This is a genomic window from Bartonella sp. CB10SXKL (genome assembly GCF_042195515.1).
Taxonomy (GTDB): domain Bacteria; phylum Pseudomonadota; class Alphaproteobacteria; order Rhizobiales; family Rhizobiaceae; genus Bartonella.
In genome coordinates this window covers 1-16,830 of the sequence record NZ_JBHION010000021.1, presented here as the reverse complement: position 1 = coordinate 16,830, position 16,830 = coordinate 1, and the positions used below count along the sequence as shown (strand labels likewise).

The window sequence follows — 16,830 nt, the reverse complement described above, 5'->3', positions numbered from 1 at the left end:
TCAAATGGTGTGTTTTCAGGAATGCGAGTTTCCATGTTTTATCTCCTTGAATATGCTGGAGATACAATGCCTTTTTGCAAATTATGTTCCAAAAGTGAATAGATATGCGCCAAAAAGGACAGAAAACATCGAAAACAAGACGGTGATCATTACTTAAAATTCTTCTTATATGACTCCAGTCTAGAACTGATAATACCAGTTTATCGAGAATTTTAGTTGATGGGGGGGATAAACGGTCTATGGGGAATAAAGGAATGGCTCTCTTTTCCCGTTCTGTACTGCAATGTTTAAAAGATTGAATGTCGTTGTGAAGTTTAATCTTTCCCCCTTAGCTTAAAAGTAAGCTCTCTTAATGCTTTTCTTTCAAGTAATGTCCCAGATACTGCTTGAGGAAAACTTTGTAAACGCTTTTCCATCATTGATTGTGTTTGAAGGTAAAAAGTAAAATTCCGGAGTCTTTATTTTATTATTCATTTTTTTGTAAAAACAGCGCGTCTTCTAAAATTTTAGTTTTTTATATTGTACTTATAATTAAAAGAATGCTTCAATTATTCAAAATAAATATCAAAAGTATTCAATTCAAAAAGCTATGAGAGATAAAAGAGAAGGAAGAAACATTAGTGTTCTAAGCTGTTTTTCCTTCTCTTATTTCTTTATATCAAAACAATGCTAGAAAAATTTTCTAAGTTCTTTGAGTAAAAACTCCCAAAACCAGAGAGGAAAGTTGAAAAGTTTTGAGACAATGTCCAAAAGTTTTGAGATTCTCTCCAAAGTTTGTTTTTTAGTTTCGCCCGCAGTTTTTTTATACGATGTAAGAGCACTTTGATTTGAGAGATAAATTTGGTTTGATGGACCATCTTGTACTAAGAAAGTGCATTTTGTAAAGGTCATGTGTTCCACCTTTATGACGTAGGGATTATGAACTGTAATCGGTTCATAGGTGCTATAGGTTTTCACTTTTGCATTTGCAGTTGTCATGGATTCTGTTTCAAATGTATGTGTGTAAAGGTTACTTGTGCATTTTTCGGGTTTACTGTCGATTAAAATACATTCATCCATTATGCTTTTTATGGCTGCATTTACTTTGTTTAGCATTTTATCAAACTCTTTTAGTCATTCTTTTATTAAAGGCCCGTAAATGTCTTTAATGTTTAAAAAAATCACGAACACCAAGTTTACTGATGGCATTATAGGACCACCCTGAAAGACATGCGATCATTTCAATTGATTGCTCGTCGCCTTCTTTGCTCTGTATTGCTTTTAAGTCTTTAAATTTCGGGCGGCGTAAGGTGATTTCTGTGTATGTCTTTCCTTTCACTTTAATAGGTACAAGTAATTGGTACGTGGCTAGTTCTGTTATATTCATTAATAGCTTCTCCTTGCTTTCTAAATTAGATGCAGAATGATTTATCAAGTTTTCATTATATCATGTTTGTCAATAGCTTAGGCAATAAACTTTGTGCTGGCTATGTAGAATGAAATTCTAACAAAATGGACAAGATGAATTTAGATTTTAGAGCGAGATAGAAGCGCAATTTGCTTTATGATATTAGTGGATGATATTAGTGGGCTATTAAGTTTATTTGCTCAATTATTTGTGTTGATAAAGACTTCTCCATGAGCCATTATTATATGCTGTATTGTTACAATAATATTTGCGTGGGGAGTTTTGAGGAAAGGGAGTTTGTGGCTTCTTTTTTCTTTGAGCGTTGTAAACCACTTCTGATAAAAGATGTTGTCGGGAAAGTGATGTTGTTATCATGGAGAGGGATAGAGTTTGGGAGCGTTTTTGTTGATGATATCAATGAAAAAAGCTGATGAAGATAGGGCAACATGAATATAACAAAATGCGCTATTTCGGATTGGGAAATATATCTCTGAAGGAGAGTTTTGATCTTTTAGCTTCTTTTGCGTATAGTTTTAAAATTGCGATTTGCTATGCTTTAAAATTAATTATAAAGTGAAGCACTAAGTGTTTATTTACGTGTTGAGTGTGTGCGTGCGGATCATACACTGGATTTATGTATCAACAAGCTGAATTATTCTCGAATAAAGTAAAAGAATAAAGAAAATTGATTATTTTATTCCCTGTGGATAAAGTTAAAATAGCTTTATATTTATAAATATAAATTATTATTTTTCTATAAACGTAAAATTTAAATATTTTTAAATTTAAGAAATGTGACTTTCCTGATGAAACATAAATATACATTACCATTCATTATACTTATCGTATGTTTATCAACAGGAGGTTTGATTTCTACCGATATTTTTTTACCAGCACTGGGCGATATGCGTCAATATTATCAAGTGACACAATCTCAAATTCAAAGTGCAGTGGCGGTTTTTTTGTTGGCATTGGCACTTGGACAGCTCATTTATGGGCCGCTGAGTGATAATTTTGGGCGTAAAAAAACACTTCTATTGGGCTTATTCTTGTGGTTATTTACGACACTTGGTGTGATTTATACGGTTCATATTCACGCTTTTCTTGTGTTACGTTTTTTGCAAGGTCTTGGTGCTTGTGCGGGACTTGTCTTAAGTCGTGCAATTATCAATGATTTGTTGGATAAAAAAGCGGCTGGAAAACTTTATTTGATTGTTTTCCCTTTTATTGGAATGTCACCAGCGCTTGCACCTTTCATTGGTGGACTTTTGATACAGGCTTTTCATTGGCAGGCAACTTTTATCTTTTTAAGCTTTTTTATATTTTTGACCATTTTGCTATGTTGTTTTGTGCTAAGCGAAACGCTACCCCCTCAAAAACGGCAGCATTTTTCTCCTATAGGATTGATGAAGGCATATTTAGGTGTTTTCAGAAATAAACAATTTATTTTTTATGCACTTATTCCGTGTTTTTCTTACGCTGCCTATTTTGCTTATATTGTGGAGTCGCCTTTTTTACTCACGACTTTGGGGTTATCACCGATACACATTAGTTATAGCTATATTGGTGTTTCGTTTCCCTATATTTTGGGAAATCTTTTGGCGCGATGGTTTTTTGAACGCGAGTCTATGGAAAAAACTGTGGGCAGAGGGTACATTATTTTTGTGATAGGTGGTGTGCTGTTTGCTTTGCAAATGTATCTAAGCCCATGGCCCCTTGTGACAAGTTTTATGGCTATTGCTGTTCTTACTTTTGGAAATGGTTTTTTATTGCCGTTAGGAACAGCGTTGGCTATTTCATCGCATCCGAAAGCTGCGGGAGCGGCTTCTGGTGTTATGGGATCTTTGCAATTAGGAAGTGCGGCACTCAGTGCAGCGGTTATCGGAAAAATCTCTGGTCATAGCCCACGGGCTATGGCAACTTTGTTAGCTGTGTGTTGTATGATTGGTTTTATCATTTATATTCAAAAAGCGCGTCATTTTATGACTTCAGAAATAAGCTGAGTGAAATGATAAAAAGAAAGCATTATGCGGAAATGCTTTTGATGTTTTACACAAATGGGGCACCTGTACATTAGATGAATTTTTTTTATTAAGTTGCTGGATTGAGTGGGTTTAAAATTTGTTACAAGCTTAGTTTGAGTTTAAAAAATCGATTATTATGAGGGGAGAATATGAGCATAGAGTTTCAACATATTTTCATTATATTGGGTAGGAAAAGTTCTGGCTCTAATGCATGTTTAAAAATAAGGGGAGGAATTGATCAATGGGGCTTCCTATTATTATTCTTTCTCCTGTAATGCCAATTTGGGATGGTGGTGTTTTTTGTTCTCCATTGACAAAGCTATGTTCAACAAAAGGATTCCCTGTCACTCTGCTGGATACGCTTTCTCTTTTTCCTAAGGGTTCTCATGTTCTCAATTATTCTGCTGTAGACATTTTATCTTTTATGGCAGAAAAACTTAAAAGCTATTTTAAAGAGCCTGCAGTGCTTGTGGGATTTTCTATGGCTGGAACATTGGTACAAATATTGGCAGCCCAGCTTCCCAATGTTCAAGCTGTGCTTGCTGTGAATGCACCTGGCTATCCAGATAAGGTTTTGCAACGGCGCCTTGGAGATATTCTTGCCTCCTTAGAAAATAATGATTTATCGGGGGCTTTGGAAATACTCAATGGTTTTATGCATCCTTCTGGCATTATGAAAAAAAGAGTTTTATTGGAGATTCCCGATAAACAAAAAAGCGTGGCAATTGAACGCATGACAAGAGGGTTTAAACTCTTATTAGAAATAGATGCTAGAGATGAAATAGTTAAGTATAAGGGGAAGTTTTTAGCTTTAGTGGGAGAAAAGTCGCAACTTGCAACGGTAGATAATCAGACAAAAAGTCATAATCTGAATCATGAATATAAGCTTATCTCTGGTGCTGGTACGCGTTTGTGGGAGGATAATCCTACTATGACGGATGCAGTCATTGATGAGTGGATGGAGGGACTATGAAAAAGAAAGTTCTTGTCTTACCTGGTGATGGGATAGGACCAGAGGTTTGTGATGCTGCGTTGATGGTTTTAGAGCAATTTCAATTGCCGATTGAATTGACTTATGGTGATATTGGTTTTGAATGTTGGAAACAGGAAGGAAATTCTGTCCCTCAAGCGACTTGGCAAAAAATTACTCAGAGTGATGCTATTTTACTTGGTGCTGTGACCAATAAAGGAAAAGAAGCGGCTTTAAAAGAACTTGCTCCGCATTTAAAAGAGAAAAACCTTGCCTATGTTGCTCCCGCACTTCAACTTCGCCAAAAGTTAGGTTTGTTTGCAAATATACGTCCTGTAAGATACATCTTTGGTCCGAGAAAACCTTTTCATTTTTGTGTTATCAGAGAAAATAGTGAAGGCCTTTATGCTGGATTGGATTTTCGGGGTATTTCTCCTGAAAAAGCCGTTTGGCTAAAACATCCAAATTTGACAAAATATGGGCTTGAGGAAGCTGCGTGGACAGTCCGTTTGCAGACACGCTTTGGTTTAGAGCGGTTATTTGAATATGCTTTTTCTTATGCAAGGAAATATAGCTTTAGGCGCGTTACTTTTGCTGATAAGCCCAATGTTATGCGAGAAAGTGGACAATTTGCTCAGGAAATTTTTGAGAAAATTGCGCAAAACTATCCGGAAATTGAAGCAGATATTCATAATGTTGATGCGGTTGCTTTGTGGATTGCAACCAAGCCAGAGCGGTTTGGTGTGATTGTTGCTGAAAACATGTTTGGCAATATTCTCTCTGATCTTGGCTCTGGGATAATGGGGGGATTGGGGCTTGCATCTCATGCGAATGTGGGGAGCGAGATTGCTTGTTTTGAACCTGTTCATGGAAGCGCACCACGTATTGCTGGACAAAATAAAGCAAATCCTTCTGCGATGCTTTATACCACGGCTTTACTCTTAGAGCATTTAGGCTTTAAAGATGCAGCAAAACAATTATCTGAGAGTGTTGATCAGGTTATTCGTGCTGGAAAAACCGTTACCTATGATCTTGGAGGTGTCGCCTCTACCCGTCAAATGGCTGAAGCTGTTCGCAATTCTCTTGTGAAGCCTGTCTTTGTTTGTCGTGCGGCGATTATCACTGTTGGTGATGAACTCCTTTCAGGACAATATTTGAATACGAATTTACAAGATTTAAGCCAAAGCTTGAACAAGAGAAATATTCAAGTCACACGTCATTTTGTTTGTGCTGATCAATTACAGCAAATCAGTGAGACTGTTGTTGCTTGTCTTGGACAAGAAGATCTTATCATTATCAGTGGGGGATTGGGACCAACATCAGATGACATAACATGCGATGGAGTTGCTCAAGCTGTAAAGCAGCCTTTACTACATCATGAAGATGTTTGGCAAACAATAAAAGGTCAATTACAACGATTAGGGATTTTGGTGGATAAGAGTAATGCGCGTCAAGCATTGTTTCCTGAGACAGCAACCGTGCTTGATAATCCTACAGGCACAGCACCAGGCTTTTATCTCTCTTGCGATGGAAGTACGCTTGTTGTTTTGCCTGGTCCACCATCACAGGCTCTTGCGCTTTTAGAGAATTATTTAGAACACAATGAGAAGAAATATTCTTCTGTATCGCGTGCGGAGTATGCATGGACTTTGATTGGAATTGATGAAAGTACAATTGCGCAGTGGGTGGATGATCATTTTGAAAATGAACCCTTTGAACGGCATTTTTTATGGAAAAGCCCCTATGTTCTTGTACAGCTTGTTGGTCAATCAGAAGCGCCCTTGGAACAACATTTCGTGGAAGAATTTGAAAATCATTTTCATCCCTATTTGGTTGGTGCAGAAGTTACTACTGCTTGTAAACAATTAGCAATGCACGTTGAGGTTCATTGGTCTGCCAATGATCCGCGGCTTTTAGAATATTTTCAGCCCATAGAAAAAGGTAAACAAGATATTCCACTGCTTGAGGTTGAAGTGAGCCTAGAGCCTTCTTTGGAGACATTAGAAAATCAAGCAGAAAGCCTTGGACATGCCACGATGACTATACGGATGAAAGGTTATGGTGATGATCGTGTAACTTTTCCCTATACGCGACCACTTTTAGGTGCCGTCTTACAAGAATATGCAGCTTGGTTGGTTTTAAAAAGAGTTTTGCAAACTGAGAAGAAAAAATGAACCTCTATGGGGACGTAACAATATTTCTTAAATTATTAAACGTTCTATTATAAGAAGTATTTTGATCCTTTTCTTCAGTGGTTTTTATCTATAGGGTATTTTTTCTTTTGATGTGTCATTAAATGACTTTGATTGATTCAAGATTAAGAAAAACTTTACGATATTAGATTCGCTACATTCAATATTTATAATGATTAATTATGATTATAAATCAATATATTATCTTCCATGGAGCCTATGACAAGGAATCCAGAGACTTCATGTGCCTCAAGCGTTGTAGATAATTGAGATTCTTTGTAAATCAAAAAGCGATGGTGTGAAAAGACAAGAAGTCGTGTCATTTACAGGAAAGTTTTGCAAATTTTATTGAACAATATGTCCGTGAAGAGTTTTATTGTGAACATGTGCCGTTCCGTGATCTGATAATAAATTGCTGTAAAGAGCTCATAAAATTTTTCCTTTAAGTTTTTGTGTGATTGCATGATCGTTGGGTGTTCGCTTCCGAGGGGCGATATTTTTCAATTTGATAACAGGAAGAATTATTTTTTCTGTAAGACGTGAAGATTTAATGAGTGATCATTTTACGCTTTTGTTTTCTTTTCGATTGGTAATTTGTAGGAATTTGTTTGGGGAAAAGATTTAATGCGGTGTATTTGTGAATGTGGTTAAAAACATTTTACGCGTGTGTGTGGGAGAAATAAAAATGTGTCTTAATTGTTGATAAGAGTGTCAATGTTTTTGATGAACAAATTTTAGGCGTAATTCTTAGTATCTAGATTAGGAAGTTCATTGCGAAATTTTAACAGTTCGTATCCTATCTGTTGTGGTGCGCAGTGGTCTTTTTAAGCAACAAAGAAAGGGCTTTTATGTATCAGATTGATTACAACAGTTATCGTTCTGTCAAGAGTTTTAATCGTCGCGTTCGTTTTCTCGTCATGCATTATACGGCTCTTGATTTTAAAGCCTCGATTATGGCGCTTACAGGAGAAAAGGTTAGTGCACACTATCTTGTTCCTGATCCTTCAGAGCAGACATATCGTGAGGCAGGCTTTAAGGACATGCGTATTTTTAATCTGGTCGATGAAAATGAGCGTGCATGGCATGCGGGTGTGAGTTCATGGGCTGGGCATAGTCATCTCAATGATGCGTCTATCGGGATTGAAATCGTTAATTTAGCGACGGGTCATTCTGAGTCTCCAGAAGAGACTGTTGGTTTTATGGCTTATCATGATGAGGGGGGGATATTTCCTCCTTATAATCCAATACAAATTGATGCCGTTAAGGAACTTGCCTTAAATATTCTTCAACGGTATCCCGATATTATGCCAACTGATGTGGTGGGACATAGTGATATTGCCATTGGAAGAAAAAGTGATCCAGGAGCAGCTTTTCCATGGAAAGAACTTTATAAGGCAGGTATAGGAGCATGGTATGATGATGAACTAAAAAGTCATTATCAAGAGCAATTCTCTAAGAATTTTCCACCCAAAGAAGATGTTTTGGCGAAGCTAAAATGTTATGGATATGACATTTCTGCTGCGTGTCCCCAAACAGGATACAAAGATTTGATCCGAGCATTTCAACTTCATTTTCGTCAAGAAAATTATGATGGGATTCTAGATGTTGAAACAGCAGCAATTCTTTATGCATTGGTTGATAAGTATTTTCCGTGAATTCAATGCGTTTTAATTGAAAATATGGCTTATGATTACGTGTAAGCCTTTTTCTTATCAAGAGAGGCTGCTTTTTGCCAATTGGCTTTATGTAAAAAAGGCATTAATCGTGTAAAAAATCCCCTGTACGGTATAAGGCGTTTTATGGAAACATAACTCTGAAAGCTCTATGATTTGCAAAGATTAAATTTACTGTTTCTTTGTCTTATATTTTGCTTTCTTTAAAAACGCGTAAAGTCAAGATGTTGCGTATATGATGGCATGCTCCTTACGCAGGATAAAACGCTTCAAATAAAATGGACTTGTGTTGTATATTTCCATGCTTGTTTTAAAGCAATGTCTTTTAATGCGTATTACAACACATATTTTACAGCGACGTTTATAGAGAATATAATCTAAAATCCTCTATGAAGTGTATCCTCATTTTTATGCTTAATAAAAGTGCCTAGCACTATCGTACATTTTGTCAGATCTCAATGTTACTATAGCCCTTGGAGTTTAAAACGATTCATAAAAGGGTTTTCTTTACTCGTTTTTATTCACACGGCTCTCTCCGCTTGTTGTACAAGTGAAAGGTTTTGGTTGATTGAAACATGAAAAATAATAAATTATGATTATAAATCAATGTGATGTAGGTTCAGGAAAAATAGGGGTATTTACAGATTGCTCCTGATAGGGGCTTTATTCTTTAGAAGGGGAAGAGGTCAATTCATTTTTTGAAGATATATCGCTTTTCTCTTTTATTGCTTTAGGGAATATTTGCATCGTTTTGACAGCATGTTTCTTGATGATTAAGTTTTTTAATGAAGCCGTGTTATAAAACATTGTGTTTTAGAGTGTTGATAGAAGACACATTCAGGCATATCAAAAACACAATGATGTCTTGTTTTTTTCAATATTTTATCTGTTCAGTACAGAATTGACCAGAGAAGTTCATGACCTAAATTAACAAAGGTTAGAAGTAAATTGCTAAGAAAGACCAATTTGGTCATAAAGCAAAAGGGTTTGCTCATGCTTTAAAGGGCAAGGAAGAGATTATGTTTGAAGTGATGTGTAAACGCCCGTGTAAAGTGCTCTTATCAAGCATATCAGGGTTAATCTTCTGAGAGTAGTTTTATGAAACTAAGTCGTTTTTTTTCCGAGAGACAAGACAATACGTATCAGGAAAAGATATTCATGATATTTGATTCCAAAAATAAAAACTGGCAAACCATGTTGCCAGTTTTTAAAAGCTGTAGCTTAAATAGGATTAGAATGAACGCTGTAAACGGATCATACCTTGAAAAGCACTTTTCTTATTGAATAAATGTTTTTCATCATTATTTTTATCCGTCACAACGCGATCATCGTTCCAAGAAACATAGGTTAATTCAGGTGTAATCACAAATCCTGGAACCAGCGTGTATGTAATATTTACAGAAGTTGCAAAGGTTTTTACAGCACTATAAGAAACTTGAGCATTCAAATTTGCTTTTGGAGTAAGCTTGTAAGTGGCACCCGCCCAAGCTGCCCATTTACCACCCCAGTTTGCATAAATCGTTGTGCTTTGTCGTGATAATTCATTTTTTGTATTTACTGTGTAGTAATCAAGGCCATTTTTATAACCAGCCATTACCCATAGATTGAAACGATCGTTGACATTGAAATCTGCACGTACTTTTCCAGCCCACTTTTTGTAGTAAGCATCATATGCTGCAACTGCTGAAAAACCACCCCATTTTTGCATGAACTTTATACCCAAAATCACATTCGGGGTGTAATTTTTAATTGCTTTACTTGGAAGAGTACCCTCAGTGATAGAAACAAGCTTATCATCTTTATCAATGTAGTATCCTGTTATTCCTGGAAGAGAATCTGCATTATTGCCTAATTCAGCGCCGATAATAGCAGAAAAGCCGGAATCACCATTAAAGGTGTAGGAAATAAAATTGGTGCGTGTTGTGCCGGCAGGCGCTATGCTGTCATCATTGAGAACATCTCCATAATCACCAGTCCAGCTGTTGAAAATTGTGTCATCAAGACCTACGCGAAAACCACCCAGTTCAATGTAAGCCGCGGCAAGCTTTGCAGCAGCGTTGTCTCTACCATCACCCCAGTTTGAATAAATTCTTGCATATGAACGAAGTGTTCCCATTTCTGTTTCAGAAGCTGCTTGAAAAACAAGGGTGAGCCGTGATGCGGCGCCGTAGGTTTTTCTTTTGTCTCTTAGTTCAGTTTCGGTTGTTGCATCGATATTATTACCGCCTATAAAATCAGTACGAACATTTCCTGATAAACGCATGCAGGTTTCTGTTCCAGGGATATAGAAATATCCTTTTCCGTAGGCATCACAAACGCGAATATATTCTACAGGTTCGGGTTCGGCGATAACTGTTGAAGCGGCATGTGCTCCAGAAATTGCTAAAAAAGCTGCTGTAGAGCTTAAAAAGAGGGATTTAATATTCATATGGGATCTCCGCGGTCCGGTTAAATTTCTTCTAAAGAGTACCATTTGCCTAACGCATTAAGGACAAAGACATAAGTAAAATACGCAGCACTTGTTATCTTAGCTATAACTAATCTTTTTAGAGTTTCAAATATGAAATTACCTTTTTGTAATATATATATGTACTATTCGAGATGCTGTGGTAAAAAAGACACAATTCTTGTTTTATTAACTTTTGCTCCCTATGGGATCAATAGGAGAAAAATTTTCAGATATTTGGGAAAAAAATCGAAAATGTCTTGAACTTTCTGTTGATACCATTTATGCCTCTCTGTTGGAGAGGTGGCCGAGTGGTCGAAGGCGCTCCCCTGCTAAGGGAGTAGGGCTCAAAAGGCTCTCGAGAGTTCGAATCTCTTCCTCTCCGCCATCTATTGTTATAAAAGCAGTTGATTGTGTATAGGAATTTTGTTTTCAGTGATTTGTGCTCATTTGCTTTTCTACCAATCTCAATTTTGTGAAGTTTTTTGATTGCTTTTCTTGCTAGGCGTTTTCTATCAGCTACTCTGCTATAGAGTGGTGCTATTTTATCTTCCTTCCATCTAAATTTATGTGCGAAATTGTAATACCTGTATTAGCAGCGCGTGTGGTTGCTCATTTTCTTAATTCCTGTGTTGATTTTTAATTTTATGTTTCATGAAACAAGTTACAAAAATTTCTTTTCTAATGGTGTAAACTAAAGCAAAACCAATGGGGGATATTTTAAGCGCAAGATGTTTCATGTAAATCGCTATTATTGATAAAGGAGAAAGCGAAGCTCTGTTATAGCAATCACATTGACGTTGCATATTTTTTAGCTAAGGATTGCTTATTTATTTTATGGATATAGGGAGCAGCATGAACGTTTGTAAGAATAAGCGGCCGTAAAGCTAGATATGTTACGGATTTGGTTCTACAAAGTGTTTTTGATCTCCCTATGTCGTTTCAATCGTTTGGTGGCATATTTATTATTTTATGACGTTGTTTTACTAAGCTTTTGCTTTTACCTGTCAATCAACACCTATTCCTTATACAACGGCATATTTGAGATCAATATTTAAGATGGTTTACTGCTTTATCGGTTATGTCAGCTTTTATATATCAAATAGGGGAGAAAATATTGTATATATCTGTTAGCGAGTTATTTCTAAAAACGGAAGGATCTTTTAATTTTGAAAAAAATATGAAAGCGGAAAAGATGGAAATGAGCTCCCATTTTTATCATCATCTTATTAATTCAGTTTTCCAAATTTCATGAATCTCTATGGTCGTGTCTTTTAAATAATGAAGATTGCGTATCTCACGCTTTTGTTTATCCCGTTGGGATTATGCCTCTCATATAAAAAGCATGTTCTAAACACAAATATACTTGTGTTGCCAATTTATGCACTTGTTTTAAAGAGATATCTTTGCAATGTGTATAAGCCCATTTTGCGACGCCACCTCGTAAATGGTATAAAACACAAAAGTTTCTGTGAGACATATAAAGCCTTATAAAGCCACACCATTTGTATCCTTATGAAGATGCAAAGAGGCATATTATATATCTGCCTTCCTGTTGTTATAGATTTTAACTATGAGAGTTCATAAAAGGCATTTTTTCTTTTCTAAATTGTTTTTATCTATACGGCTTTCTCCACTTATGATGTGCAAGCAAATGATTTTGATTGTTTCAACCATAAAAATAGATTTGAAAAGAAAGAATCTTACAATATTCAAGTTTGGTATATTATGATTATAAATCAATGTGTTGCTTTATATTTGCATTGTATATTGAAAGTTGGATGTGGCAATGCTCTCAAAAAAGTATCGATTTCTTTTAGAAGAAAACATTCTGGGTGAAATGTTATGGTTTTCCTCTCACAGAGACTTTTGAGAGTGTTTCATCCATCTCATGACAACCAAACCACACATGAAAAAAGTAATGGTCGGTAATATTAGGTAGTAAGATGGAGAAACTTTTGCAGGAAGAAAAGAAATAATACTCAATACTGTAATTGAAAATATTCTTCCGCTAAAAGAGACAGCACCAACAATACCGGAAATATGTTGCGTTTGTTTTTGGTTAAGTTCTGAGAAAAATAAGCTTTTTGCCCCGATCGGTACAGTGCAAATAAATCCATGGATTAAAGAGAAGGCGATGACTGATGCAGCAGTTTGATGGCTATGAACTAAAAAATAGAGCGCTATGCACATCAGAGCAGAAAAGAAGGAAAAATATTTTATAGAATTCTTATATTTTTTATCAAGAACATGATACTTAGACATCAGTAAATTTGAAAAATATTGTGCTGAAAAGGCTCCAATATGGCAGCACATCAAAACGAGCATTTGCGAACCGTTGAGGTGATGAATTTTTCCCCCTGAAAGTATTATCGGTTGCCAGAAATGATAAATAATCTGAATACCAGCGCTAAAAAGGCACATGAGGAAAATAAACCATGCTCCTCCTACTGTATTTTGAAATATCCAGAGCGTTTCCTTGGCATTGTGCAAGATTGTTTTTGTTTTGGACGTTTCAATTGTCGTTTTCTTTTCTTCAGGAACAATAAGGAATATCAAAAAAATAAATCCCATCATGAGGCATGAGATGATATATCCCATAAAATATTGTCCAGAGTAATAGATCGTTCCAATTCCTACAATCCCACTGAGAATACTTCCGAAAGAGTTAACCTGGTGGTAGAGATGAGCATAATGCGAAAAGTGATCCTGTTTATCGCCTAGAGAATGGTAAATCCATCCGTCAATGGCGCTGACAATGATGCAAATGCCCGCTGCATAGAGAATTTGCGCAATAATAAGTGCTGTCATATTGGGAGCTTGAAGGCATAAAATATAAAATACTCCTGTCATAAAGACCCCAGCCATAACGGAATATTTACGTCGATATCTGTCAGATAAAACAGCGCAGGGAAAATCAAGCAGCAGAATAGTGGTGGAAAAGACAACCTGAAGCAGAGCTAATTGCGCCAGACTAACTCCCATGGACATTAAAAAAATAGCATGGTAAACGCCGATCAGCATGCGGACAGCATTATAGGAGCCATAGTTGAGAGCAAGGGCGCGTGGTCTGTTCATTGTGTTGTTCCATAGATTGTACAATAAGAATTTCCACTGAAAAGAATATTTTTCTGTGAAAAGGTAGCGGTTTCATATCCCCATTCAGGGATCAGTGGAAAGCTGTTTTCCATAACCACCCCAAAATTAAAAAGGTCCCTTAGTCTATATGAGACTTCAAAGCGTATTAATGAGAGGAAATGATGCAATTTTAAAGTGATTATGAGGAGCAACATAAGCCTCATAAATGAGATTGTCATCTTTTGAGGGGAGTTGCTTGTGGGGCTGTTGCTTTCATAGCAATCATTTTGTCTAGATCTGTAAAATGACCCTAGGACGGCAAGATCATTGACATAATTAGAACTTATAGAGGTGTGTTTATTTTTTATATACCATTTACTGATCCATTCTCTTTGCTGATCAGGTGAAATAGCACAAATGATCCATAAATCGGTTTTTGGTAATTTTTTGATATCTTTTTTTATAGTCATCAACATTTGTAATCCCCCCCTTTCTTTCTGACTGTTTCTCCGTATCACTTTACGTCTAAAAAAGTTTTTTTCAGAATTCATCTTTACTTTATTTATTAAAAATTTATTAAAAAGATTGTCTCGCAAGGTGCTTTTTAATCCCGTCATTACGATTAAGAATTAAATTCCTGATATAAGAGGAAGAGTGCATGATATATTGTGACTAAATACATAAATCCCTCTGTATCCTGAAATGACAATTTCCTTTTGCAAAACAGTATCTTTAATGGAAGCTCGATAACCGTTACGTTGATTATGGAAATGATACCCTAAAAGAGTGCTTATGAGTGCTTGAAGATATTCTTTAGATATTACAGACAGGACAAGAAAATAGTTTAAAAAAATCAAACGTGGGATGAAAGCTTTCATCTTATGATGGGTAATGGTGAATTTTAAACTTCATCTACTGTTTTTTTGAGCTACTGTGCTGTAAGAAAGATCAAACTCCCCCAATTCATGTCTCTAATTTAGATCATTGATCATAAATATTATATACTGTCTTTTCAAATTATAACTTTGCTCATTGTTTGTCTTCACTGATTAAATCAACATTTCTCTAAAAATGCCGCTTGAGAAAAATGCATTCCATCAGTTTAATACTCTATGATCTTTTAATTAATTTAAGGAAGATAGCATAAAATATACGATAAAAAATGAATAAATTTCAATTTTTTAAAAAAACATAAACCTTTTTACTGCTGCTGATAAAAAACAAAGCTATATTAAACGTAGCCTTTATACCCTTCAATATCATTGGTTGTGTTTATCTGTTTTGTCTACTCATTATTTCACCATTGTTAATATGATTGTTAATCAAAATGTCATTTTTGAATTATTTATAGCATCGTATTAAACTCTTTTAAAGTCATGGATAAAAGATTAAATTACTCCTCTAGAGATATAAAACTAGATAGAAAATTCCATGGCTACTCTGTTGAATAAATTAGTTTTTATAGATTTACTCTATGTGTAGCGTATTTAATTGTTGTACAACTTATCATTTTTTATTTTTATTGTAGATTATTTAAAATAGATTTAATAAATTTCATTATGAATATTTTGATATGAATTTATATGTCTATTTAAATTGTTGTGTTCAGAGAAAAATAAAAAAATGTTTACAAAAAAAGTTCTGTTTAGAGAAGGCTTATTGCTTATCATATTTTTGCTACCATATTTTTTGTCTACCTCGCATGGCTATACGGGTATAGATAAATTATTTTGTTCCAAAGTGGTTAGGGAGCGCGATGATGCTGTTCAAAAGTTGGATTCAGTCGAGTTTGAAAAAGAAAATGCTGAACGGGGATGGAACGATACCATGAAAATATTGAATATGATGATAGACGACTTGAAGAGAATAGCTCTTGAACAGCAGGAACTCTATTTGGCATTGCTGAAAAATATGCCAAACAACAAACAACTTTCTTATAAATATCAAACAACTCTAAAACGCAATGATGCGGTTTTTGAGCGGCTCGAGAAGGCTTTTACTTTATTTGAGCATGTTGAGAAAAGGACAGAAGCCTTTCGAGGGCTAGGTGAAGCAAATAAGCATAAAAATCAGTCTCAAATGTTACATTACTTAGAAGTGATTTCTGAACATCATGGACATGTTGATGGACTCAATAAAGAACTTGAAAGGCTCAATCACGAAGTTGATAGTTTAAACAATAGGCTTCAAAATTTGAAGAAAATATCTCGATAAGAAAACAGCAAAGTTGTTCATTAATGCAAATGAGGAAAAATGCATGAGATGATGAACAACGATTTCATTGAAAAAGGAATGAACGGTGGGATTTGCAATAGTACTCATCATATCCGTTATGGTTATTATAGGGACTCTTTGTTTTTTGTGTAACAGAAACTGTCAAAGAGCGGAAAGAGATAGATGGAAAAGATATGGAGAATCACCAGAAACACGCTCCGAAAATGAAAGAAAAAAATGAGACCAGTATGACAATACAAGAAACATAACCATTTCATGAGACGCTTTAAAATCCAGATAATAAGGTTTTGGGAGTCTCTTCAGCATTTGATAAAAAATCTGAAGTTTTAGCGTTTAAAGAAGTTATGGTCCTTTCATCGAAGGACTATAAAATAATCATCTGCATATTTGTTATCATTTTGGCAGTAGACTTTGTTATCCAGATGTTGGATAAGGTCATTATCCAAGTATTGGATGGGGGCAGAGAGTTTGATATCTTTACTTTTATATGTATTTTTAGCTTATTTATTTTGATCTGTTGTTTTATGGCTATCCCGATTATTTTAATTTTACACAATACGATTGAGGAAAAAATTGAAAAAAATACTTCAGCAATATAAACAGATTTGAAATGAGAGAATCTTACAATATTCGGGTCTCTCATTCAATATACAAAACAGTAAATTATCATTATAAATCAATGTGTTGTGTAATAAAGCCGATACATTTGAAGCAGAGTTTGATGATAGTGGCAATGATTTAGAGGTTTCCTCAAGCAACAGCACTCTGCAAGTGATTTTTGGCTATGAGAACAGCATCAGTGCCTTTATGGGGCGTTTTGTTGTC

10 protein-coding genes, 1 tRNA gene and 2 pseudogenes are annotated in these 16,830 nt (G+C 35.4%); 8 read left to right on the top strand and 5 right to left on the bottom strand.

Annotated elements, in window-relative coordinates; translation table 11 throughout:
- Positions 1-669: 669 nt before the first annotated feature.
- Positions 670-1,095: a hypothetical protein gene (locus ACFIK3_RS08600; protein WP_375676548.1), complete on the bottom strand. Its 426-nt coding sequence runs from the start codon at positions 1,093-1,095 to the stop codon at positions 670-672.
- A gap of 49 nt (positions 1,096-1,144) precedes the next feature.
- Positions 1,145-1,366: a phage tail assembly protein gene (locus tag ACFIK3_RS08595; RefSeq protein WP_375676547.1), complete on the bottom strand. Its 222-nt coding sequence runs from the start codon at positions 1,364-1,366 to the stop codon at positions 1,145-1,147.
- Positions 1,367-1,686: 320 nt separating this feature from the next.
- Here ACFIK3_RS08595 and ACFIK3_RS08590 point away from each other — a divergent pair, with 320 nt between their 5' ends.
- From ACFIK3_RS08590 to ACFIK3_RS08570, 5 genes are all read left to right on the top strand, one after another.
- Positions 1,687-1,818 (top strand): hypothetical protein, encoded by a 132-nt coding sequence (locus ACFIK3_RS08590; protein ID WP_375676546.1) that lies wholly within the window; start codon positions 1,687-1,689, stop codon positions 1,816-1,818.
- 375 nt (positions 1,819-2,193) lie between these two features.
- Positions 2,194-3,390 carry a multidrug effflux MFS transporter gene (locus tag ACFIK3_RS08585; protein WP_375623999.1) on the top strand — a complete coding sequence of 399 codons (1,197 nt, stop codon included), beginning with the start codon at positions 2,194-2,196 and terminating at the stop codon, positions 3,388-3,390.
- A 262-nt stretch (positions 3,391-3,652) separates the two neighbouring features.
- Positions 3,653-4,384, top strand: a complete 732-nt coding sequence (locus ACFIK3_RS08580) for an alpha/beta fold hydrolase (protein ID WP_375663158.1) — start codon at positions 3,653-3,655, stop codon at positions 4,382-4,384.
- Positions 4,381-6,555: an isocitrate/isopropylmalate family dehydrogenase gene (locus ACFIK3_RS08575; protein ID WP_375676545.1), complete on the top strand. Its 2,175-nt coding sequence runs from the start codon at positions 4,381-4,383 to the stop codon at positions 6,553-6,555. The genes ACFIK3_RS08580 and ACFIK3_RS08575 overlap by 4 nt, the downstream gene beginning before the upstream one ends.
- Positions 6,556-7,421: 866 nt before the next feature.
- Positions 7,422-8,228 carry an N-acetylmuramoyl-L-alanine amidase gene (locus ACFIK3_RS08570; protein WP_273791536.1) on the top strand — a complete coding sequence of 269 codons (807 nt, stop codon included), beginning with the start codon at positions 7,422-7,424 and terminating at the stop codon, positions 8,226-8,228.
- A 1,249-nt stretch (positions 8,229-9,477) separates the two neighbouring features.
- Here the strand turns inward: ACFIK3_RS08570 and ACFIK3_RS08565 are convergent.
- Positions 9,478-10,674 (bottom strand): porin, encoded by a 1,197-nt coding sequence (locus tag ACFIK3_RS08565; protein WP_375631641.1) that lies wholly within the window; start codon positions 10,672-10,674, stop codon positions 9,478-9,480.
- Positions 10,675-10,989: 315 nt separating this feature from the next.
- Here ACFIK3_RS08565 and ACFIK3_RS08560 point away from each other — a divergent pair.
- A tRNA-Ser gene (locus ACFIK3_RS08560) sits at positions 10,990-11,080 on the top strand.
- A gap of 84 nt (positions 11,081-11,164) precedes the next feature.
- Here the strand turns inward: ACFIK3_RS08560 and ACFIK3_RS08555 are convergent.
- Both ACFIK3_RS08555 and ACFIK3_RS08550 read right to left on the bottom strand, forming a co-directional pair.
- Positions 11,165-11,304 (bottom strand): annotated as a pseudogene (locus ACFIK3_RS08555) (integrase); the annotation flags it as partial.
- 1,245 nt (positions 11,305-12,549) lie between these two features.
- A complete protein-coding gene (locus tag ACFIK3_RS08550) occupies positions 12,550-13,770 on the bottom strand; it encodes an MFS transporter (RefSeq protein WP_375643664.1) in 1,221 nt (406 codons plus the stop codon).
- 1,689 nt (positions 13,771-15,459) lie between these two features.
- Between ACFIK3_RS08550 and ACFIK3_RS08545 the strand changes: the two genes are divergently transcribed.
- Together ACFIK3_RS08545 and ACFIK3_RS08540 are read left to right on the top strand one after the other, a co-directional pair.
- Positions 15,460-15,984 carry a DUF5930 domain-containing protein gene (locus ACFIK3_RS08545; RefSeq protein ID WP_375671605.1) on the top strand — a complete coding sequence of 175 codons (525 nt, stop codon included), beginning with the start codon at positions 15,460-15,462 and terminating at the stop codon, positions 15,982-15,984.
- A gap of 711 nt (positions 15,985-16,695) precedes the next feature.
- Positions 16,696-16,830 (top strand): annotated as a pseudogene (locus tag ACFIK3_RS08540) (late control protein); the annotation flags it as partial.

Bases quoted from the DNA above. Each gene is read 5' to 3' on its own strand.
- ACFIK3_RS08600 (WP_375676548.1), bottom strand. From the start codon at position 1,095: ATGCTAAACAAAGTAAATGCAGCCATAAAAAGCATAATGGATGAATGT.
- ACFIK3_RS08595 (WP_375676547.1), bottom strand. From the start codon at position 1,366: ATGAATATAACAGAACTAGCCACGTACCAATTACTTGTACCTATTAAA.
- ACFIK3_RS08585 (WP_375623999.1), top strand. From the start codon at position 2,194: ATGAAACATAAATATACATTACCATTCATTATACTTATCGTATGTTTA.
- ACFIK3_RS08580 (WP_375663158.1), top strand. From the start codon at position 3,653: ATGGGGCTTCCTATTATTATTCTTTCTCCTGTAATGCCAATTTGGGAT.
- ACFIK3_RS08575 (WP_375676545.1), top strand. From the start codon at position 4,381: ATGAAAAAGAAAGTTCTTGTCTTACCTGGTGATGGGATAGGACCAGAG.
- ACFIK3_RS08570 (WP_273791536.1), top strand. From the start codon at position 7,422: ATGTATCAGATTGATTACAACAGTTATCGTTCTGTCAAGAGTTTTAAT.
- ACFIK3_RS08565 (WP_375631641.1), bottom strand. From the start codon at position 10,674: ATGAATATTAAATCCCTCTTTTTAAGCTCTACAGCAGCTTTTTTAGCA.
- ACFIK3_RS08550 (WP_375643664.1), bottom strand. From the start codon at position 13,770: ATGAACAGACCACGCGCCCTTGCTCTCAACTATGGCTCCTATAATGCT.